At 50.3% G+C, this 20,205-nt stretch carries 18 protein-coding genes; 9 read left to right on the forward strand and 9 right to left on the reverse strand.

The features are described 5' to 3' along the window. Nucleotides 1-205 precede the first annotated feature (205 nt). Nucleotides 206-604 (forward strand): hypothetical protein, encoded by a 399-nt coding sequence (locus ACO0LI_RS10725; protein ID WP_423032554.1) that lies wholly within the window; start codon nt 206-208, stop codon nt 602-604. A gap of 111 nt (nt 605-715) precedes the next feature. Here ACO0LI_RS10725 and ACO0LI_RS10730 read toward each other — a convergent pair whose 3' ends face one another. From ACO0LI_RS10730 to ACO0LI_RS10750, 5 genes are all read right to left on the reverse strand, one after another. Beyond that, entirely contained in the window at nt 716-931 is a 216-nt protein-coding gene (locus tag ACO0LI_RS10730; protein ID WP_423032555.1) for a DUF3820 family protein, read from the reverse strand. A 3-nt stretch (nt 932-934) separates the two neighbouring features. Then, the gene (locus ACO0LI_RS10735) at nt 935-1,594 is read right to left on the reverse strand and encodes a DUF2242 domain-containing protein (RefSeq protein ID WP_423032556.1); all 660 of its coding nucleotides are present in this window, start codon (nt 1,592-1,594) and stop codon (nt 935-937) included. Between the two features lie 51 nt (nt 1,595-1,645). Continuing rightward, nucleotides 1,646-1,843 (reverse strand): hypothetical protein, encoded by a 198-nt coding sequence (locus tag ACO0LI_RS10740; RefSeq protein ID WP_174244932.1) that lies wholly within the window; start codon nt 1,841-1,843, stop codon nt 1,646-1,648. Between the two features lie 769 nt (nt 1,844-2,612). Further along, entirely contained in the window at nt 2,613-3,599 is a 987-nt protein-coding gene (locus tag ACO0LI_RS10745; RefSeq protein WP_423032557.1) for a LacI family DNA-binding transcriptional regulator, read from the reverse strand. A 144-nt stretch (nt 3,600-3,743) separates the two neighbouring features. Further along, complete coding sequence (locus tag ACO0LI_RS10750) at nt 3,744-4,184, reverse strand: GNAT family N-acetyltransferase (RefSeq protein WP_423032558.1); 441 nt, start codon at nt 4,182-4,184, stop codon at nt 3,744-3,746. An 87-nt stretch (nt 4,185-4,271) separates the two neighbouring features. Between ACO0LI_RS10750 and ACO0LI_RS10755 the strand changes: the two genes are divergently transcribed. Continuing rightward, the gene (locus ACO0LI_RS10755) at nt 4,272-5,687 is read left to right on the forward strand and encodes a PLP-dependent aminotransferase family protein (RefSeq protein ID WP_423032559.1); all 1,416 of its coding nucleotides are present in this window, start codon (nt 4,272-4,274) and stop codon (nt 5,685-5,687) included. A 156-nt stretch (nt 5,688-5,843) separates the two neighbouring features. Here ACO0LI_RS10755 and hutC read toward each other — a convergent pair whose 3' ends face one another. Both hutC and ACO0LI_RS10765 read right to left on the reverse strand, forming a co-directional pair. Beyond that, entirely contained in the window at nt 5,844-6,554 is a 711-nt protein-coding gene (gene hutC, locus ACO0LI_RS10760; protein ID WP_423032560.1) for a histidine utilization repressor, read from the reverse strand. A gap of 110 nt (nt 6,555-6,664) precedes the next feature. Beyond that, nucleotides 6,665-7,600: a LysR family transcriptional regulator gene (locus tag ACO0LI_RS10765; protein WP_423032561.1), complete on the reverse strand. Its 936-nt coding sequence runs from the start codon at nt 7,598-7,600 to the stop codon at nt 6,665-6,667. Nucleotides 7,601-7,792: 192 nt separating this feature from the next. Here ACO0LI_RS10765 and ACO0LI_RS10770 point away from each other — a divergent pair, with 192 nt between their 5' ends. Next, on the forward strand, nt 7,793-8,584 hold the full coding sequence (locus ACO0LI_RS10770; protein WP_423032562.1) for a 3-oxoacyl-ACP reductase family protein: 792 nt from the start codon (nt 7,793-7,795) through the stop codon (nt 8,582-8,584). 178 nt (nt 8,585-8,762) lie between these two features. Beyond that, nucleotides 8,763-9,569, forward strand: coding sequence for an isocitrate lyase/PEP mutase family protein (locus ACO0LI_RS10775; protein ID WP_423032563.1), 807 nt, complete (start codon nt 8,763-8,765; stop codon nt 9,567-9,569). Nucleotides 9,570-9,650: 81 nt separating this feature from the next. On the opposite strand, the gene ACO0LI_RS10780 is transcribed toward ACO0LI_RS10775, so the two are convergent. Together ACO0LI_RS10780 and ACO0LI_RS10785 are read right to left on the reverse strand one after the other, a co-directional pair. Beyond that, a complete protein-coding gene (locus tag ACO0LI_RS10780; RefSeq protein ID WP_423032564.1) occupies nt 9,651-10,130 on the reverse strand; it encodes a GNAT family N-acetyltransferase in 480 nt (159 codons plus the stop codon). Next, nucleotides 10,127-10,534, reverse strand: coding sequence for a rhodanese-like domain-containing protein (locus ACO0LI_RS10785; protein ID WP_423032565.1), 408 nt, complete (start codon nt 10,532-10,534; stop codon nt 10,127-10,129). Before ACO0LI_RS10785 ends, ACO0LI_RS10780 begins: the two co-directional genes overlap by 4 nt. Nucleotides 10,535-10,837: 303 nt before the next feature. On the opposite strand from ACO0LI_RS10785, the gene hutU reads away from it, so the two are divergent. The 5 genes from hutU (at nt 10,838) to ACO0LI_RS10810 (ending at nt 20,105) form a co-directional block, all read left to right on the forward strand. Continuing rightward, nucleotides 10,838-12,541, forward strand: coding sequence for a urocanate hydratase (hutU, locus tag ACO0LI_RS10790; RefSeq protein WP_423032566.1), 1,704 nt, complete (start codon nt 10,838-10,840; stop codon nt 12,539-12,541). A 213-nt stretch (nt 12,542-12,754) separates the two neighbouring features. Beyond that, on the forward strand, nt 12,755-14,296 hold the full coding sequence (gene hutH / locus ACO0LI_RS10795) for a histidine ammonia-lyase (protein ID WP_423032567.1): 1,542 nt from the start codon (nt 12,755-12,757) through the stop codon (nt 14,294-14,296). A 119-nt stretch (nt 14,297-14,415) separates the two neighbouring features. Then, nucleotides 14,416-15,024 (forward strand): HutD family protein, encoded by a 609-nt coding sequence (locus ACO0LI_RS10800; protein ID WP_423032568.1) that lies wholly within the window; start codon nt 14,416-14,418, stop codon nt 15,022-15,024. Continuing rightward, nucleotides 15,024-16,247 carry an imidazolonepropionase gene (gene hutI / locus ACO0LI_RS10805; RefSeq protein ID WP_423032569.1) on the forward strand — a complete coding sequence of 408 codons (1,224 nt, stop codon included), beginning with the start codon at nt 15,024-15,026 and terminating at the stop codon, nt 16,245-16,247. The genes ACO0LI_RS10800 and hutI overlap by 1 nt, the downstream gene beginning before the upstream one ends. A 123-nt stretch (nt 16,248-16,370) precedes the next feature. Next, entirely contained in the window at nt 16,371-20,105 is a 3,735-nt protein-coding gene (locus tag ACO0LI_RS10810; RefSeq protein ID WP_423032570.1) for a DUF748 domain-containing protein, read from the forward strand. The last annotated feature ends 100 nt before the right edge of the window (nt 20,106-20,205 follow it).

Raw genomic sequence — 20,205 nt, forward strand, 5'->3', positions numbered from 1 at the left:
CGAACGCCCTTTAAACAGAAGGCGCGTATAAATTCTATTGTTGGCATACCAGTGACAAAATCCTTTAAAAGTAGCTAAATGCTAATTTGATCAATATATTGATCTGAGCCCGCAGGTTACAAATATCTGCTTTCAATTTGATTTACACTTAATTAGAATCATTTGCGTGCGACAAAATGGTTTGTCAACAAGTTGGAGGATACTGATGAAAAAAATGATCAAAAATACATTGATGGGTCTGGCTTTGGCCGGTGGTTTGTCGGTAGCTTGCGCTGAAGGCGTAGATACCTCTGTTGATGGCATTTTCAATGCGCTGACAACGACAAGTAATTTACAGGCTACGGTTGATAATCTGGTCGCCAGCGGTGCTAATCCACAATCCATCGTTTCTGTTGCTGCCGCAGCTGGTATTCCTCTGGATACAGTCAAGGATTTGCAGGTATGCGTGAACTCTGCTGCACCTGATGCAACAGTACTCAGTGCTTCTTGCATGAGACAGCGTAGCCTGGTAACTGCCTATGCAGCCGGCGTGAATGATCCTATGAAATACCTGCCTGCAACTGCTGCTGGCAAACGTCAAAGCAAAGAAGTCAAAACGAACTAATCAATTAGTTCAGGATGGCAAAAAAGCAGACATGTTGAACATGTCTGCTTTTTTTTATTTTAGGCCCCATGCGATTTGCTGCTCTGACCGTAGCGAGCGAGGGGAGTGTTTTCAGCTCTTGTTCCTCAATGGCTCCAGCAATTCTTTAAGGTTATTGTGATCGATCTCATGCATCAATTCCAGTAACCGGCCTATCTCACCCTTGGGGAAACCTTCGCGCGCAAACCAGCCCAGGTAATTGCCGGGCAGGTCAGCGATGACAGTATCCTTGTACTTGCCATAGGGCATCTTGAAACTCAGCAGTCTTTGCAGATCGTCCGCTTGCATGAGTTAGTCCTCGGATTTCTTGCCAGACTCAATGGGCGGCGGCGTGCTGGTAGCAGGCTGGCTTGCGCTCGTGGCCGCTGGGGTCGCAGGCGTTACAACAACAGTCTTCTTTTCTTCTTCGGTATCCTGGATATAGGGAACCGCATCCAGGTAACGATCAACGAGTTCAAAGAACTGCTCATAAAACTGGCCAGTAGGAATGGTTTCGCTGGCGACCTTGACCAGGGCATCGTCAGTTGAGCCAAATGGCAGTGACACTGAACCCAGGGCGCTGACGCCTATGCTCGCTGAAGTATTACTCTTTTTCAGGGAATAACGGTCACGAACGGCATTCGCAAAAACGGTCGTGCTATTGCTGCCTTTGCTGTTGGCCACGCAGACGACATTAAATTCAATTTCTGCGTGGATGTCTGCTTCTGGCTGGTATTTCCTGCGGCCTTTGAGTACAGAAGGCTTCCATTCACTGATGACGTAACCCTGGCTGAGCAAGGCACGGCGCGCTGCCTCACAGGCGCTTTTTTCGGTGCCGGGAAAGGCGCGGGTAAACACGCCGGTTGCACCAAATTCTTCGTGCTGCAGCCCCGCATGTTTGGAGCTGGTGGTGCAGGCGCTTAACAAGGCAAGAGCGAGGGTGAGGGGTACTAATAATTTGCGATGAATCATCTTTATTTCAATTAATTGCTAGTTGAGGCGGGTATCTGAGGATACAGGCGCTTAAGCCAGCGCTTCCTTGGCAGCTTCTTCTGGTGTTAATCCATCAAAAAACAGATCGGTGAACCACTCTATCTGCTCCTCTATATGATCCTGGGCCTGGCTCACGGTGGCACCGCCAGCGACCAGGAAGCCTTCTACTTCCGTGCACCAGGCAATCAGCGCCTCGGTTTCCGGGTCCAGTTCATTCTTTTTTGCCATGATGTTTCTTTCTTGCTTATATCAATGTAAGCCGTATTTTAACTTGTCAGCACATGCAAGGTGTTACCGCTGCATTAAATACAAAATTACAAGTGCCAGATTATCAAGATATAACGCGCTGAGGAGGGATTTGGGTGACAGATATCGTGGAAAATTTTAAGGCGAAGAATTCGCCATTTATGAAGGACCACGAACTCTTTTTTTGAACGCATCGAGCAGTTTTAATGCAAGATCAATAATAGATTGTAGTTTGATCGCTATAAATCTGACATAAAGCAATCATGAATTAATGAGTTACAGTTGGCACCAGTGTCAGCATCGGTTACGTTATTGGCTATCCTGATCGAAAACCTGATCAAGAACGTCCTGTGTTTCGATGTTGGGCTTGCGGAGCTGGGACGACTAGCTTGCAGTAATCTGCCACCGGAAGCGCTCGACAGGATAGATTAGGACGGCAAGACTGATCTGCGAGGAAGCGGTTGGCCTCTGTGCCCATTGAGCATTGAGCCACGGTCTTCTTGAAGGCCAGACCCGAAGTCGCAGGGCAAAAATAGAACATGCCAAAAGGCATGACTGCCCCCGCAAAAGTATTGCTCTGGTTTGATTTACCTTTCAGTGGATTGACTTCTTCTGCAAGATCAGTCCCCGCCTTTGCGTGATGTTGTCGCACACAACGTAGCGCAATTGAAGCAAAAAATTGTTGGGGGCGACGCACGGTTTTTTCAAAAATTCTATAGCGCTGTTGCCTTAGTCCGACCACGCGCAGATATTAAACAGCTTGCACACTACTGCCCCGTACTATCAATTTCACTGCAAGTGTTGTCTCCAGGTTTTCTTGTTGTGCATTGCGTAGAAGCATGGCTATTCCTTCTGCGCCTAGTTCTTCTTTATCCACGGCGATGCTACTTAAAGCTGGATGAGCGTTCACAGCAGCAAGGATATCGTCAAAACCAACAATAGCAATATCGTCAGGAACCTTTACCCCCTTATCAAGAAATGCAGCCATAGCGGTCAAGGCAGTATGGTCGTTGTAGCAAAATAGAGCATCTGGTGGCTCAGACATGGAAAGCAAATCTGTGACTGCTTGCCTCACCAATTTTTCTTCTTCTGCCTGATGTGGAATCGCAATTTCATATTCTGGATTGGTCAGTATTTTTGCGTCAAACAAGGCCTTACGAAAACCGTGAATACGTTCTTGAATACTGTAGTGTGCATGAGGACCTGTCAGCATGGCTATCCGTTTGCGGCCCGTTTTTATCAAGTGCTGTGTGGCCAGATAGGCACCCAGGCGATGATTTGGGTTAATCGAGGTGTAACCGGGCAGGTGCATATCGATCAGCACCATGGGTTTTCCTGAAGTGCGTATCGATTGCAATAATTCTGTTTCAAAATATCCTGCACACACAATCGCGTCTGGCTTATGCACCCTGATTTGATCCATCACTGGCTCCGCTGGACCAACTGCGATAAATGACAAAGTAATTCCAGCTCGCCTGCAGGCTGCTTCTGCTCCATGCAAAACGATAGAATAAAATGGACTGCTCGACAAATTATTGTGCTGCCTGTGTAAAAGGAAAGCGATGCGACGTATGCGCCCAGGCCTTAATCTTGACAGGTCGTAACCCATTTCTTGCGCTGCATTAAAGACCAATACGCGCGTGGCTTCTGTCAATCCAGTCTGATTTTTGAGTGCACGAGAAATCGTCCCCACTGAAAAACCAGTAGCTACAGCCAGGTCACGTATGGTTATGCACATGCTATTAGAGAGAAAAATAGAGTCATCATAATTTGCTAAACAAATTTAAGTAGTTGTAATAAAAATTGTCTTTCGCGAACGTCGAAATAGTGAGGTTGTTGCCGTCGACGCAGCTTTGACCGCAAACTACAGAAACTCATCTTTCTAAGTTGTTCCAAGTTTTTGAACAAAACGCATGCCCGTCGCCAGCAGACCTTCACGATAATAGAATCGTTGGGCCATAGGTTTTTGCAGACTGGTATCTAGTACGATAAAGGTACAATCGAGCCGTTTAGCTTCGTCGCGAACCTTGTTGAGCAGATCTGCACCCAGTCCTGAATTCCGCAGCGATACGGCGACAACTAAGTCATCCACATATAGGTGTCGCCCGTAAAGCATGTTCTCTGATTCACGAAATCCGATCAGTCCGGCCAATTTTTCGTCCTGCCAAAGGCCTGATAATCGATATCCTTGTTGTGATTGACGATCTATTTGTTGCGTGAATGAGTCCAGATCTCCTAACTGTGGCCGGAGCTGTCGCATCAGTTCAAATCCTGCCTCAATATCAGCTTGGCTCTGCAACAGTTTGAACTCTCTACGCTTCATAAGCAGCTTCTCATCGACGAAAGGATGTTAGTGTACTATCCTCGGGCCTGACGCTATAGAGCCAAAAACTGGAAAAACGACTAGGACATGTTATTGGAAAATATTCTTATTAATAAGGAAGAAACGCCCCCTTTATATCGACAGATTTACTTACGTTTCAGTAAATCCATCTCTGATGGTCGCTTGAAACCGGGTGATCGCGTACCTTCTGTCCGGGCGTTGGCTTCTGAGCTAAATCTGGCGCGAGGAACAATCGAAACTGCCTACCAGTTGTTGATCAATGACGGATATCTGATCGGGCGTGGAGCTGCCGGAACAATTGTGTCGCCGTTTATTAAGCCCGCCCCACAAAACTCGGCAACACCACTTAGTTCATTGGCTCAAAATTCTCTTGTTCACTCAGGGGAAGCGCCATTGCCATTTCAAATGGGACTGCCAGCGCTAGATGCTTTTCCTCGCAAGCTATGGAACCGAATTGCCTCAAACGAATTGCGGCACTCCTTTCTGGACAGTTCAATTTGTCCGGATGCAAGGGGCCATTTGTCGTTACGAACGGCGGTTGCGGGGTATCTCGGCGTTTCCCGAGGTATATCTTGCACTCCAGGCCAGGTTTTCATCGTTGCGGGTTACCGGGCATGCCTTGATTTAATTTGCCGTAGTTTGTTGCAAACGGGTGATAGTTGCTGGGTGGAAGATCCCGGATATTTTGCAAGCAATAACTTTTTTAGTGAGGCCGGGGCAAAATTGATACCAGTACCTGTGGATGGTGATGGAATGGTAGTTGAAGCAGGTATTGAGCTAATGCCGGATGCACGCTTTGCAGTTGTTACACCGACACATCAGAGCCCACTATGCGTTGCATTGTCGATGCCTCGCCGCCGGGCTTTGTTGGATTGGGCGAGTGATCAGGAAAGCTGGATTGTAGAAGATGACTACGACAGTGAGTATAGATATAACGGTCGGCCATTACCCGCACTAAAAAGCTTGGATGTGCAGAACCGGGTTTTGTATTGTGGAACGTTCAGCAAGGTGCTGTTGCCTGGTTTGAGACTTGCATATTTAGTGGTGCCAGAAAAACTTGTTCCTCGTTTCACCGAAATGATCGACAAAATGCACAGCCATTGCCCTCATTTATGGCAGGTAACGACTGCCAGATTTATTGAGGAGGGGCATTTTGGGCGCCATCTTAAAAAAATGAGGGATCTCTACTCGAAGCGACGGCAACTACTGAGCGACGCATTGCTCGCAAAACTTGCTGACCGCCTGTCTATTGATCATCAGGTAGGAGGTATGCATCTGCTTGCGCGCTTGGACAAGGGCATGGACGATTGTGTCATTTCAGAAAATGCACAACGTGCTGGACTGAGTGTTCAGCCGCTGTCCAGATCGTATATTTCAGCAACCGCAGAGAGTGGCTTGCTGTTGAGCTTCACGAACGTGATCGACAGAGAGCAAGCAGCGGAATTGGCTGAGCGCCTTGCTCAAGCATTCGTCAGTCAGTGAAACGCCGCCCGTATTACGCAGTTACGCAGCGCTTTATTGATAGATGGATTGGCTTGCTTGCGAAATTTGCAAGTACAACAGACTCAAATCAATTTCTCTGAGCCCTCTGTGCCTTCTGTGCCTCTGTGTCGGCAGATTTTTTGAGCCGCCTTGAATTTAAAAGCTACCCGCAAACTGATAACGCTTACCCGGATGCCACATCGTCACGCAGGTGGCGATCATGTCGCGCGATCGGGTAGTTCTGTGCAAGACCAGGCAGGCTTCTTTGGCTGAGATATGCAACATCTCGGCGATCTGTTTAGGTGGCAGCACTGCTTCTATGCTGTAATCAACCCCTTGCAAAGGCGCGACTGCGACCAGGTATTCGTTTGGGGTCATGATGCTGAAGTCTTGTTGCAGGTATTCTGGCGTGACGCTGGAGTTGACCCAGCGGTCTTCAACCTGTATCGCCACATCGTTCTCAAAATGGACAATGACGGAATGGAATAAACTATGACCCGCCTTGACCTGGAATTTTGCTGCCAGTTGCTCGCTCGCGGTTTCTGCTTTTAACTCATGCAGTTCGCTGCGATGAGTATGGCCGCGTGAGCGGATTTCTTCTGCGATGCTTTTGATTGCCACCAGCGTTGCCTGGTATTTTTGTTGTGCCACATAAGTGCCTGAGCCCTGTATGCGCGTCAGGATTTGCTCGCTGGTAAGTTCGCGCACGGCGCGGTTGACTGTCATGCGCGAGACACCAAACTGGCTGGCCAGTGCAGTTTCGGCGGGGATGGCATCACCTTCTTTCCATTTGCCTGACTGGATTTCCTGGAGCAGGGTATCTTTGATGACTTGAAACGCTGGGGTATCTGGCTTGCTGGGTTTCACAGTATGGCTGACATGGGAGTGATAGGTATTTGCATTTTCTCATAGCACTGCTGTGATAGCGAATATATTGGCATGTACTGTTACTAAGTGTCACTTAGTGTCCCCTAGTCTCACTTCTTGCGCGGTGATGCAGAAAATTTACCGGCAATATCCAGTTCACGAAAACGCATGAGGATGAAATCGACAAACAGCCTGGTCTTGGCTGGCATCAGCTTGCTGCTGGAGTAGTAGAGCGAAATAGGGCCAATATCCGCATACCAGTTGGGTAACAGGCGTAGCAATGTGCCGCTTTCCAGATAAGGCAATGCATGCAGCCTGGGCACCATGGCGACACCCAGATCCAGCAAGGCAGCACGGCACATGGCTTCCGGGTCATCCATGATGATGCGCGTCTTCAATTCCATGTGTGCTTCTTCACCCGCAGCATTGCGCAGCGTCCACGAGCGCAGCCTGCCACTTTGTGATGAGCGGCGCATGATGCCATCCAGGTGAGCCAGGTCTGCGGGTTTTGTTGGCATATTGTGAGCCGCGATATAGGCTGGCGAAGCAACCGGTATGACATGAGCACGCCCGATTTCACGCGCAATAACACCCGGCACCAGTTCTATGCCACCGCCGATGGCAACATCAAAACCTTCAGCGATGATATCTACGCTGCGGTTATCAAAATGCAGATCGGGTATGACATCAGGGTAAGTGTTAATAAAATCATTTACCGCAGGCAAAACATAATCTCGCCCAAAGGCCAGCGCCAGGCTGATCTTTAATACGCCAGCGGGTTTGCCTGCGACGTTTTCTACATTCGCCAGTGCAGCCTGTATGCTGTCCAGCCCACCCTTGATCTGCGCCAGGAATACTTCTCCCGCCTCCGTCAACATCAGGCTGCGCGTGCTGCGCTGGAACAAGCGTATGCCCAGCCGGGATTCCAGCTTGGCGACATTTTTACTGACAGCCGCTGGGGTCAGGCCCAGGTTACGTGCTGCCTGGGAAAAACTGCCTGCCTCAGCACTACGGACGAAAGATTCTATGCTTGCCAGTGTTTCCATGATTCCCTCTGGGTTAAGTCTTTGATCTTGATTATTAGCTTCATTCTACTTTCAACCTTTGGTTGAAAGTGATGTTATCGATTATGGACTACTTGTAATCATTTAAAAAGCACAAAATAGCCACATCCAATCACGGATTAAAGAAATTAAACCGAATCAAACTTAAGCAAGTCAACTACACAGGAGAACGACATGACACAAGCATTCAGTACACAAGCACTTAGCACACAAGCAAACACATCCAAAGCAAACCTGGCTGGTAAAACGGCCCTGGTGACCGGCGGTTCACGCGGTATAGGTGCTGCCATTGCACGCAAACTGGCAACAGATGGCGCAGCAGTTGCGATCACTTACTCCAGCAGCGCACAGCAGGCAGAACAACTGGTTGCAGATATACGCTCAACGGGCGGCAGGGCACTGGCTATCCGTGCTGATGCGCAAGATGCAGATGCAGTTAAACAGGCGGTGGCAAAAACAGTCGCAGAATTTGGTGGTCTCGATATCCTGGTCAACAATGCGGGTGCACTGGTCGCCGGTGGCATTGCAGATATCAGCATGGAAGATTATCAACGCCTGATTGCTGTCAATGTGACAGGCGTGTTTGTCGCCTCGCAAGAAGCGCAACGTCATATGAAAGAGGGCGGCCGCATCATCAACATCGGCAGCGTTAACAGTGATTATGTGCCTGTACCTGGCTTGTCGCTGTATGCACTGACCAAAGGTGCGGTGGCCTCTTTCACACGCGGCCTGGCACGCGACCTGGGCGCACGTGGCATCACCGTTAATAATGTACAGCCAGGCCCGGTTGATACAGAAATGAATCCGGCCAACGGTGCTTTTGCTGACACCATGCGCAGCTACATGGCGACAGGTAAATACGGTACAGGCACACAAATTGCCAGCCTGGTTGCCTACCTGGCGAGTGAAGATGCGGCATTCATTACCGGTGCCAATCTCAAGGCAGACGGTGGCTTTGATGCCTGATATGCTTGATGTGGGCAGATAAAAAAATGTATGAATCAAAGAGCCGGATTGCCTGCAGGTTGGTGCAGCGCAGCCCGGCTTTTTTTGCGTGACAATAATGGCCGAATCCGGCGTGATATATCCTGTCGCATTGCGTAAGATTTCGATGTTTTCTACCTGACTAACATTTGGAGTTTTCATGACAGTCACAAGCTTTAGTACATTCAAAGAATTGCACGAGGGCAGTACACCCTTGTTGTTACCCAATGCCTGGGATGCTGCCAGTGCAGTCCTGTTTGAGCATGATGGTGCAAGCGCAATTGCCACCTCCAGTGCCTCGCTGGCCTGGGCGCTGGGTTATGCAGATGGTGGCACCTTGCCCCGTGAAGAATTGCTGGCAGCCGTACGACGCATCATGCGTGTCATCAAAGTGCCTTTGTCCGTGGATATCGAAGATGGCTATAGCGACGATGCCGACGCCGTTGCCAGCCTGGTAGCCGACTTGCAGCAGTATGGCGCGGCTGGTATCAATCTTGAAGATGGCGGTGGTACACCTGAATTGCTGGTCGCAAAAATCAAGGCCATACGTAGCAAGCTGGCAGGTACCGGATTTTTCATCAACGCCATGACAGATGTTTATTTACGTGGACTGGCGAACGGTGATGCTGCCATACAAATGGCGATTAACCGTGCGCAAGCCTATCAGGCTGCCGGAGCCAGTGCTGCGTTTTTGCCAGGGCTATGCGACGCTGAAACCATTTCTACAATTGCCCAGGCACTTGATATTCCAGTCAACATCATGGCTGTGCCCGACATGCCAGACATCAGCCAATTGTTTGCCGCCGGCTGCCGTCGTTTTTCGCTAGGGCCTGTGCCTTTCCAGCTTGCTTATCACCACGGCAGGGAAGGCGTGCACCAGTTTTTGCATCAGCGGCAGACAGCTGCCTTATTCAAACATGAGCTAAGCTATCCATCTATGAATGCGGCCTTGAATATAGATGGCTGAAATGTATTGGAAATCCTTGGAAAAACAGATCATCCATGCGGGATGATCTGAAAAATATTCATGAATTTAACTGGGTTTAATTCAGGGCGTGAGTGCCAATGCCCACGCTTCCCAGTCCTTTACCGGTTCACCACCAAGCTGTCTGTAAAACTGTTTTGCATTGCTATTGTCTGGCAGCACATCCCATTTTAATCTGCCGCAACCATGCTGCCTGGCATCGGCTATGACTGTTTCCATCAATGCCTTGCCTATGCCAAGCTGGCGCGCCGTTGCGCTGACATACAATTCTTTGAGTCGCCAGTCCGGGTGCAGGTCATAGGTGAAAGCGACTTCGACCAGGACTGCATAGCCCAGCAAGGCACCTGTTGGTGCTGCCGCCACATAAGCCCTGAATTGTGGCCTTTCTGTATCCAGGCCACGTTCCAGCAAATCTTCAACGGTGACGCTAAATTCAGCGAGGTAGCCTTCAAAGGCTGCCAGCTCACGCATCAGTTGTAACAAGTCTGTTGCGTCGCTGGCCAGAGCAGGTCGTACGCTGAATTCAGTTGCTCCTGTGCTCATGCCAGTTCAGTGGCTTCTGTTGTCAGGCTAAAACCCTCATCCAGCCAGCCTGTGATGCCGCCTATCATGATTTTGACAGGGCGGCCAAGCTGCGCCAGCCTGATTGCCGCTTTGGTTGCACCATTGCAATGAGGGCCTGCGCAATAAGTCACAAATAGAGTATCTGCCGGATAGCTGGCCAGTTTTGAGGCAATGATTTTCCCCCTGAGCAGATTGATTGCGCCAGGTACATGGCCTTTGGCATAAGACTCGGGGCTGCGCACGTCCAGCAAGACAAAATCGGCCTTGCCTTCAGACATTGCATGGTGAGTATCCCAGCAATCTGTCTCAAAACGCAGGCTGTCTGCAAAATAGGCGATGGCTTCCTGGCTGCTGGCTGCGGCGACTTCAGTGACGACGGACATGGTTTTTGCCTTTCATGAGTGGGTTGACTATGTAGCTATTCTCGACCTTTTTTGCATGGGTAAGTAGTGGCGTTAACGGCATGATCCGGTAATATCTCGCCAAAGTGGCGGATGACTAAAATTTTTGCACTATCCTTTTATTATTCGCTTGCAAAAGTTGTATATACAACTTAAACTTTCTCTCAATGATTCAGCTTTGTCCGGTTTTGCGCATGTTTGCTGGCTTGACCGGATTCTTAAATTTGGGCGGTATATCTGCGATTTTGCCGCTATCCTGTATTCACTGACTGATGGAGAGAGACTATGAACAACGATCCACGCTGGGATGCCAGCCGCGAAATCCACGCACCACGCGGCGCAGAAAAAACCTGCAAGACCTGGGTAGCCGAAGCGGCCTACCGCATGATCCAGAATAATCTCGACCCCGCGGTCGCAGAAAACCCCAAGCATCTGGTCGTCTATGGCGGCATAGGCCGCGCAGCCCGTAATTGGGAATGTTATGACCAGATACTGGCATCGCTCAAAGAACTCAATGAAGATGAAACCCTGCTGATCCAATCCGGCAAACCAGTGGGCGTATTCAAGACGCACGAAGACGCACCGCGCGTGCTGATTGCCAATTCCAACCTGGTTCCCAAATGGGCCAACTGGGAACATTTCAATGAACTCGACCGCAAGGGCCTGTTCATGTATGGCCAGATGACTGCAGGCAGCTGGATTTATATAGGCACGCAAGGCATCGTCCAGGGCACGTATGAAACCTTTGCTGAGGCAGGCCGCCAGCATTTCAATGGTGACTGGGGTGGCCGCTGGATATTGACAGCAGGCCTCGGTGGCATGGGTGGCGCACAACCACTGGCCGCCAGCTTTGCCGGTGCGGTATCGCTGAATATTGAATGCCAGCAATCCAGCATAGACTTCCGTCTGCGCACTCGCTATGTCGATAAGCAAGCCAAAGATCTTGACGATGCTCTGGCTTTGATCAAACATCATTGCGACCGTAAAGAAGCAGTATCCATCGCCTTGCTCGGCAATGCTGCAGAAATATTGCCTGAGTTGGTCAAGCGCGCAAAAGCGGGTGGCATGAAACCTGATCTGGTAACGGATCAAACCTCTGCTCATGACCTCATCAATGGTTACCTGCCTATAGGCTGGACAGTCGCTGAGTGGAAGGCTGCGCAACAAGACGTTGCCCAGCATGCCAAACTGACCGCCGATGCATCACAAGCCTGCGCTGTGCATGTACAAGCGATGCTGGATTTCCACGCCATGGGCATACCGACGGTTGATTATGGCAATAATATCCGTCAGGTGGCCTTTGACACTGGTGTCAAGAATGCCTTTGACTTCCCTGGCTTTGTACCTGCATATATCCGCCCACTGTTTTGCGATGGCAAAGGCCCGTTCCGCTGGGTAGCTCTGTCGGGTGACCCGGAAGATATCCGCAAGACCGATGCCAAGATCAAGGAACTGTTCCCTGACAATAAAGGCGTACACAAATGGCTGGAGATGGCCGGTGAGCGCATTGCCTTCCAGGGTTTGCCTGCACGTATTTGCTGGCTGGGCCTGGGTGAACGTCATATCGCTGGTCTGGCCTTCAATGAAATGGTCAAAAATGGCGAATTGAAAGCACCGATCGTCATTGGCCGTGACCATCTGGACACAGGCTCAGTCGCCAGCCCCAATCGTGAAACCGAAGGCATGCGCGATGGTACAGATGCAGTCTCCGACTGGCCTTTGCTGAATGCTTTGCTCAATACCGCTGGCGGTGCCAGTTGGGTATCGCTGCATCATGGCGGTGGCGTGGGTATGGGTTACTCTCAACATTCTGGCATGGTCATCGTTGCTGATGGTACCGAAGCTGCGGCGAAACGCCTGGCGCGTGTACTGGTCAATGACTGCGGTTCTGGCGTCATGCGTCATGCGGATGCGGGCTATGAGCAGGCGGTTGCTTGTGCTGAGCGTGAGGGTTTGAATTTGCCTATGATTAAGGGTACTGCCAAGTAAGCTGATTTTATTTATCGCGAGAATGGTAATTTGCTTTTATATTCCCTCCCCTTCAAGGGGAGGGCCAGGGTGGGATGGGTTTCGGTTGATCGATTACGAATCCAAATTGCTGAAGAAACCCATCCCCATCCCAACCTTCCCCTTGAAGGGGAAGGAGTAGATTGCCCTCCGAATTTGACCATGCAAATTATTTAAAGTATTCAGGAAAAAAACATGAGTAATCATTTTGAAATTCAACCCGGCCAGTTCACGCTGAGCGACTTGCGCTCTATCTGGATCAAGGCGCAGCCTTTGAAGCTGGCAGTATCTGCCTATGCAGCAATCAATGCATCTTCCGCTACCATCGATAAAATCGTCGCCAAGGGCGATGCTGCTTATGGCATCAATACCGGTTTTGGCAAACTGGCCAAGACGCGTATCCCTGATGACCAGCTGGAACTCTTGCAGCGCAATCTCATCCTGTCGCATTCCGTTGGCTCAGGCGAATTTATTTCTGACGAGATCGTGCGCCTGATCCTGGCGATGAAGATCGCCAGTCTGGCGCGTGGCGTGTCCGGCATCCGTGCTTCTGTGATTGACAGCATGATCGCCATGTATAACGCAGGCATCATGCCGACTATCCCGGTCAAGGGTTCGGTGGGTGCATCCGGTGATCTGGCTCCTTTGTCGCATATGACCCTGGCTATGCTGGGTGAGGGCGATGCACGGGTGAATGGCAAGCTGGTGCCAGCAAAAGAGGCACTGGCTGCTGCCGGGATCAAGCCTGTCGTTCTGGCTGCGAAGGAAGGCCTGGCACTGATTAACGGTACGCAAGTATCCACTGCGCTGGCCTTGAATGGCCTGTTCCTGGCAGAGCGTTTGCTGGAAGCTGGCACTATTACCGGTTCCTTGTCAGTCGATGCTGCCAAGGGCAGTGATGCACCGTTTGATGCGCGCATCCATAGCAGCCGCGGTCAGCCTGGTCAGATTGCGACAGCTCAGATATATCGCAGCCTGCTGGAAGGCAGTGAAATCCGCCAGTCCCACCTCGTCAATGATGAACGCGTGCAAGATCCATATTGCCTGCGCTGCCAGCCGCAAGTCATGGGTGCCTGCCTCGACATTATCAATAATGCGGCACGCACTTTGCTGATAGAAGCGAACGCGGTGACGGATAATCCACTGGTGTTCGTGGAAACAGGTGAAGTTATCTCTGGTGGTAACTTCCATGCAGAGCCTGTGGCTTTTGCGGCCGATACCCTGGCTCTGGCGATAGCAGAAATTGGTTCTATCTCTGAACGCCGCATCGCCTTGCTGATCGATTCATCGATCTCTGGCCTGCCACCTTTCCTGGTGCCTTCATCTGGTTTGAATTCTGGCTTCATGATCGCCCATGTGACCGCAGCGGCGCTGGCTTCTGAAAACAAATCACACGCCCATCCATCCAGCGTGGACAGTATCCCGACTTCTGCGAATCAGGAAGACCATGTCAGTATGGCGACCTACGGCGCGCGTCGTTTGCATGAAATGGCCCACAATACAGCGACCATCGTTGGCATAGAATTGCTGGCGGCGGCACAAGGTGTGGATTTCCATGCGCCTTTGCAAACTTCGGCCATGCTGAAGCAAGTCCATACGCTTTTGCGTGAAAAAGTGGCTTTCTATGATAAAGACAGGTTCTTTGCTCCTGACATAGAAGCAGCAAAAGCGCTGGTGGTTGAAGGCCATTTGAGCGCGCAATGCCAGCAGCTGTATCAAAATCTGTATTTGGCCTGATTCTGCTTGAACCTGAGCAGTTTGCATTAGGCAGCTTGTATTAAGCAGTTTGTATTAAGATAGTGGCTCTCTCATCTGGGAGGGCCATTTTTGTATTTTGTTGAAAGCTTTTGATTACCATGCGTAAGTGGACAAGACTCGATTATCAAACCATGCCATGGAAAAATGGCGGCGGTAGCACGACTGAGCTGGCGATATTTCCTACAGATGCCAGCCTTGATCATTTCGTCTGGCGTCTGAGTACGGCAGAAGTCAGCAGCAATGGCCCGTTTTCGCATTTCGCCCAGATAGACAGGACGCTGGCGATTTTGTCTGGGGAAGGCCTGATACTGCATAGCGATAGCGAACAGGTTCATGGCCAGAGTGTTTTCCTCAAGCAGGACAGCCTGCCGCATCAGTTCAAAGGTGAAACACCCATCAATGCCGAACTCTTGCATGGCACCGTGCTGGACCTGAATATGATGACGCGGCGCGATGTCTGTACCCATCACATGCAAAGGCTGGAAGCAGGCAAGCATTTCATCGAAGCGAATGATGCCCAGCAGCTTTTGTTGTTTTGCGCCAAAGGCAATGCCAGTCTGGCTACAGGTGAGACTTTGCAAGACTATGATTGCTGCCTGTTTGAAGAAGAGCATGAGCATCAGGGCATACTCCTGAACCTGCACGCTGACGAGGGTGCTGTACTGTATCTGATACGCATACAATTTTTAAGCATGGGTGACAGCTGATGACTACTACAGCTTTATCCTGGGATAGCCTGTGGATCAATGTCCATCTCGCATGCATGACAGATGGCTATGGCGAAATCAGGGACGCAGCCATCGCCGTCAAAAACGGCAAGATTGATTGGCTAGGCAAGCAAAGTGAATTGCCTGCCGGGTATGTCGCCGTCAAAACCCATGATGGCAAGGGTTGCTGGCTGACGCCTGGCCTCATCGATTGCCACACCCATCTGGTGTATGCCGGCAACCGCAGCAATGAATTTGAAGCGCGCCTGAATGGCGTCGCCTATGAAGAAATCGCCAGACAGGGCGGCGGTATCACCGCCACCGTGCATGCTACCCGTGCAGCGTCTGAGGATGAATTGCTGGTAGCAACGCTGCCGCGCTTGCATGCCATGCTGGCCGAAGGCGTGACGACGCTGGAAATCAAGTCTGGCTATGGCCTGGACCTGGAAACCGAGGCCCGCATACTGCGCGTGGCCAGACGCATAGGGCGTGAATTCCCGGTACGTGTCAAAACTACGTTTTTAGGCGCGCATGCCTTGCCACCCGAATATGCAGGCAGAGCCGACGATTACATCAAACTGGTTTGCGAGCAGATGTTGCCAGCTCTGGTGGCTGAAGGTCTGGTTGATGCCGTTGATGTATTCTGTGAAAAAATAGGGTTCACGCCAGCGCAAACCGAACTGGTGTTCAAGGCGGCGCAAGCGCATGGCTTGCCAGTCAAGCTGCATGCTGAACAATTATCGGATCAGGGCGGTGCAGCATTGACGGCACAATATAAAGGCTTGTCTGCCGATCATCTGGAATATTTGTCGGATGAAGGCATAGCAGCGATGGCCGCCAGCGGCACGGTAGCTGTGTTGTTACCAGGGGCGTTTTATTTTTTGCGCGAAACCAAATACCCGCCATTGGCTGCCATGCGTGCTGCTGGCGTGCCGATTGCGCTGGCAACGGACTGCAATCCTGGTACTTCACCCATGACTTCGCTGTTGCTGACCATGAATATGGCTTGCACCCTGTTCCGCATGACTCCGCTGGAAGCACTACAAGGCATTACTTGCCATGCAGCGCAAGCCCTGGGTTTGAGTGAAGAAACTGGCAGTCTGGCAATAGGCAAGGCGGCTGATTTTGCGCTGTGGGACATCGCCAGACCGGCGGACCTGGCCTATCACATCGCGGGCAACCCCTCGCAAGCCAAAGTGTTTGCAGGTAAGTTGCTAGCCTGATGATGTCTGAATTTCTTTGCTGATTGACATTTTTTAACCCCGCTCAGACGGGGTTTTCTTTTGATCGCTGTCGTTGAAGACTATAATCTTATACAGCCATACACAAACGCACCAGACTCTACTATGACGACAATAAAACAAAAAATCACCAATGCAAACCAACGCCGGCACCTGGGGCGCTGGGCGGCAGGACTGGTTGGCCTGGTCTTATTGCTGGCTGCCCTGAGCTGGGCTTTTCTGCCGGGTATCGTCAAACGTATCGCTGCCGAACAAGTGCAACAGCAGATAGGCCGCAAGCTGGACATGACGGATATCCGCTTTTCCCCCTTCAAACTGGCGTTGACGATAGAAGGTTTGACCCTGTATGAGGCTGACCAGCGCACAGCGGCAGTCAAGGTTAAGGAGCTGGTGCTGAATCTGTCGGTGGCATCGCTGTTTCGCCAGGCCCTGATCGTTGACGAGGTCAAACTCACGGAGCCTTATGTGCATATTATCCGTACTCCGGGAGAGGGCTATGGCCGCTACAACTACAGCGATATCCTGGAAAAAATTGCCGCCATGCCCAAGAGCGAATCAACTACACGTTTTTCGCTGGCGAATCTGCAGCTTGCCGGTGGCCGTATAGAGATAGACGACAAGGTCGTTAATGAGCAATTCAAGATAGAAGCACTGCAAATCGGCGTACCCTTTGTGTCCAACTTCCCTAATCAGGTAGAAAGTTTTGTAGAACCCCTGTTGTCGGTCAGGGTCAATGGTTCAAATTTTGTACTCAAGGGCAGGGCCAGGCCATTCACAAATAGCTTGGATACTTCACTGGCGATTGATTTGGATAAGCTGGACCTGACACAATATCTGCCCTATGTACCCGTGGCTTTACCTGTGCAAATCCAGAACGCAAAACTCTCTACCAAACTGGATTTGATTTTCAGCCGCAAAAATGCCCATGCCGAATTGCTGCTGGCGGGTGACGTCAATCTGGATGATTTGCATGTCAACGATAAGTCAGATGCACCCTTGCTAAAGCTGGGCAGCCTGCACGCGCAAATCAAGCAAGTGAATGTCATGACAGCTGCAGCCAGCATCAGCAAGTTGGAACTGACATCACCAGAAATCTGGCTGGATATCAATCAGCAGGGACAATTGAACTGGGCCAGCCTGGCTGCCCCGGCTAACCCAGCCAAAGATGGCAAAGCAAATAACAAGAATACGGCAGTGTCAACAGTAGCCAGCGCCTCTGCCTCTGCATCGTCTTCAGCAGCGAGCATGGCAAAACCTGTCACAGTCTTGCAGCAACTGGCTGAACTGCAATTGTCAAAAGGGATAGTGCATTTCCGTGACGCCAAGCACGCCAACCCCGCACAGACCGTCAATCTCAAAGATATCAGCTTTAGCGCGCATGGACTGTCATCTTCAGCCGATGCCAAAGCTGCGCCTTTCAAGCTTGCATTAAGTGGTGAAAATGACGAGAGCCTGAAACTGGAAGGCGAGATGCAAGCCCTGGCTGGCACGCTCAAAGCGCAACTGGCGTTAAGCTCCTGGTCACTGGCTACTTACCAGCCTTTGCTGAGCAATTATCTGCTCGCAAGTGTCAGCGGGAAGTTTGATGTCAATGCACAGTTGCAAGTGCAAAAAGGCCTGGTGCAAGTCGATGATCTGGGGATGAAGCTCAGTCAGTTCGCCATCAAGCCCAAGTCTGCTGATGATGGTATTTTTAACCTGAAAGCATTGACGCTTGATAAGCTGACCCTGAACATGGAGAGCAGGCAAGTCAATATAGGCAGTATATTGTTTGATGGTTTGGTGACCGATGTATTGCGCGATGAACAGGCGGTATTGAATTTTAAAAAATGGTTGAAATCTGGTGCTGGCACAAATCAGGCCGCACCTGAGGTAGCTAGCAGCAATGCGGCAAGCACCGCATCTGCTCCTGCATGGAAAGTTAATTTGGCCAGCCTGGATTTCAAGGATAGTGCTGTCAGCTTCAACGATAAATCCATGTCGCCAGAAGTAAAAATCAGGCTTGACGGTTTTAACCTGCATGCAGAAAAACTCAGCAGCGATATGTCACAGGCAGTGAAAATGACTCTGCAGACCAATATAGGTAAAAAGTCCAAACTGATTCTTGATGCAACAGCATCCAGCCAGTTAAAAAATATCAGCATGAATTTGGATGGACAGGGTTTGCCTGTGTCAGCATTGTTCCCCTATGTATCACCGTATGTGAATGCCGCCCTGACACGTGGCAGGGCAGATATCAAGGGTAAGCTGAACCTGACTAATGTCCTCGATAGCAGCAGGCAGATCAATTATGAAGGCATGCTGGCATTGAATGATTTTCACCTGCTGGAAAATGGTGCGGAAGAAGATTTCCTTGAATGGAAAAACATCTCCATGGATGGCATCAGCGCTCAGATTGGTGGCGACAAACAATTAGTCAACCTGAAGAAGCTTGCTCTCAACGACTTTTATGCGCGTGCCATTTTGTCTGCCAAGGGCAAGCTGAATATACAAACCATACTCAGCACCAAGAAAGCAGATGCCGAAGAAGCTGAAGCAACTGCTCAGGCAACTCAGGCAGATGATGCTGCCAAAGCTGTTACCAGCAAAACTGCGACATCGACTATCGTTACCGTACCCTTGCCAGCTAAGGTAGAAAAAGCCAATCCGCTTGCGATACGTATAGCACAGACCACGCTCAAGGGCGGTAATATCAATTTCACCGACAATTTCGTCAAACCGAATTACACCGCTAATCTGACGGGTGTTGCCGGTACCATAGGTGCGATAGCTTCAGACAATCCTCAACCCGCAAGCATAGAACTGACAGGCAAGGTCGATGATGATGCACCACTGCTCATATCAGGTGCTTTGAATCCTTTGTCCAATCCGATTTTCATGGATGTGAAGGCTAGTGCAAATGGCTTGGAACTGACACGGCTGACGCCTTATGCGGCCAAGTATGCAGGTTATGTCATAGAAAAAGGCAAGCTGTCGATGCAGGTGTCTTACCGCATAGAGAACCAGCAATTACAGGCAGAAAATGATGTGCGTCTTGATCAGCTGACTTTTGGTGAAAAAGTGGATAGCCCGACCGCGACCAAATTGCCCGTCATGCTGGCCGTGGCCTTGTTACGCGATAATCAGGGCAGGATAAATATTAATTTACCGATTACCGGTTCTCTGTCTGATCCGCAATTTTCAGTCGGTGGCATTATCTTCAAAGTTTTCATGAACGTGATTACCAAGGCCGTGACTTCGCCATTCGCCTTGCTGGGTTCCATGTTTGGTGGCGGTGAAGAACTTGCTTATACCGAGTTCTTGCCAGGTCAAACCAGCCTGACGCCCGAGGCAACAGCCAAGCTTGATAATCTGGCCAAGGCACTTAAAAGCCGCAGTGCCTTGAAGCTGGACATCATAGGCCGGGTAGAACCTGCGACTGATAGCGATGGCATACGCCAGATATTGCTGCTGCAAAAAATGCGCGAATTGAAATGGAAAGACGTGCATCAAAAAGACCGCACGATCAAGAAAGAAGAAATCGTCATCACAGATACTGAAAAAGCCAAGTATGTAGAAGAAGTCTATCAGGCAGAAAAATTCACCAAGCCACGCAATGCGATTGGCCTTGCCAAGACCTTGCCAACGGCAGAAGCCGAGAAAATGATACTCGCCAATACCCAGGTCACGCCGGATGCCTTGCGCAGCCTGGCGCAAAAACGTGCAGATAATGTACGTGATTATCTGGAAGATGTTTCTGGCATTGAACGCGAAAGATTATTCCTGATTGCCCCGAGGCTCAATGCCGATGGCATCAAAGACAAGGGCAGTCCGAGCCGGGTGGATTTTTCGCTGAAATAACTGAAAATAGCTTAAACCAGATTACAGCAGCGCAAATTGATTACCTGCTGTAATGATGTGGCGCGTTGATGTTGTTGCAGTAGTTGCAGCAGAGACTGGT

This window comes from Undibacterium sp. Tian12W, assembly GCF_049339405.1.
Taxonomy (GTDB): domain Bacteria; phylum Pseudomonadota; class Gammaproteobacteria; order Burkholderiales; family Burkholderiaceae_D; genus Undibacterium.

What these genes read in the sequence shown, in the direction of transcription:
- ACO0LI_RS10775 (WP_423032563.1), top strand. Translation starts at nt 8,763, where the DNA reads ATGACAGTCACAAGCTTTAGTACATTCAAAGAATTGCACGAGGGCAGT.
- ACO0LI_RS10765 (WP_423032561.1), bottom strand. Translation starts at nt 7,600, where the DNA reads ATGGAAACACTGGCAAGCATAGAATCTTTCGTCCGTAGTGCTGAGGCA.
- ACO0LI_RS10785 (WP_423032565.1), bottom strand. Translation starts at nt 10,534, where the DNA reads ATGTCCGTCGTCACTGAAGTCGCCGCAGCCAGCAGCCAGGAAGCCATC.
- hutU (WP_423032566.1), top strand. Translation starts at nt 10,838, where the DNA reads ATGAACAACGATCCACGCTGGGATGCCAGCCGCGAAATCCACGCACCA.
- hutI (WP_423032569.1), top strand. Translation starts at nt 15,024, where the DNA reads ATGACTACTACAGCTTTATCCTGGGATAGCCTGTGGATCAATGTCCAT.
- ACO0LI_RS10770 (WP_423032562.1), top strand. Translation starts at nt 7,793, where the DNA reads ATGACACAAGCATTCAGTACACAAGCACTTAGCACACAAGCAAACACA.
- ACO0LI_RS10780 (WP_423032564.1), bottom strand. Translation starts at nt 10,130, where the DNA reads ATGAGCACAGGAGCAACTGAATTCAGCGTACGACCTGCTCTGGCCAGC.
- ACO0LI_RS10750 (WP_423032558.1), bottom strand. Translation starts at nt 4,184, where the DNA reads ATGAAGCGTAGAGAGTTCAAACTGTTGCAGAGCCAAGCTGATATTGAG.
- ACO0LI_RS10740 (WP_174244932.1), bottom strand. Translation starts at nt 1,843, where the DNA reads ATGGCAAAAAAGAATGAACTGGACCCGGAAACCGAGGCGCTGATTGCC.
- ACO0LI_RS10810 (WP_423032570.1), top strand. Translation starts at nt 16,371, where the DNA reads ATGACGACAATAAAACAAAAAATCACCAATGCAAACCAACGCCGGCAC.
- ACO0LI_RS10735 (WP_423032556.1), bottom strand. Translation starts at nt 1,594, where the DNA reads ATGATTCATCGCAAATTATTAGTACCCCTCACCCTCGCTCTTGCCTTG.
- ACO0LI_RS10745 (WP_423032557.1), bottom strand. Translation starts at nt 3,599, where the DNA reads ATGTGCATAACCATACGTGACCTGGCTGTAGCTACTGGTTTTTCAGTG.
- ACO0LI_RS10800 (WP_423032568.1), top strand. Translation starts at nt 14,416, where the DNA reads ATGCGTAAGTGGACAAGACTCGATTATCAAACCATGCCATGGAAAAAT.
- ACO0LI_RS10755 (WP_423032559.1), top strand. Translation starts at nt 4,272, where the DNA reads ATGTTATTGGAAAATATTCTTATTAATAAGGAAGAAACGCCCCCTTTA.
- hutH (WP_423032567.1), top strand. Translation starts at nt 12,755, where the DNA reads ATGAGTAATCATTTTGAAATTCAACCCGGCCAGTTCACGCTGAGCGAC.
- ACO0LI_RS10725 (WP_423032554.1), top strand. Translation starts at nt 206, where the DNA reads ATGAAAAAAATGATCAAAAATACATTGATGGGTCTGGCTTTGGCCGGT.
- ACO0LI_RS10730 (WP_423032555.1), bottom strand. Translation starts at nt 931, where the DNA reads ATGCAAGCGGACGATCTGCAAAGACTGCTGAGTTTCAAGATGCCCTAT.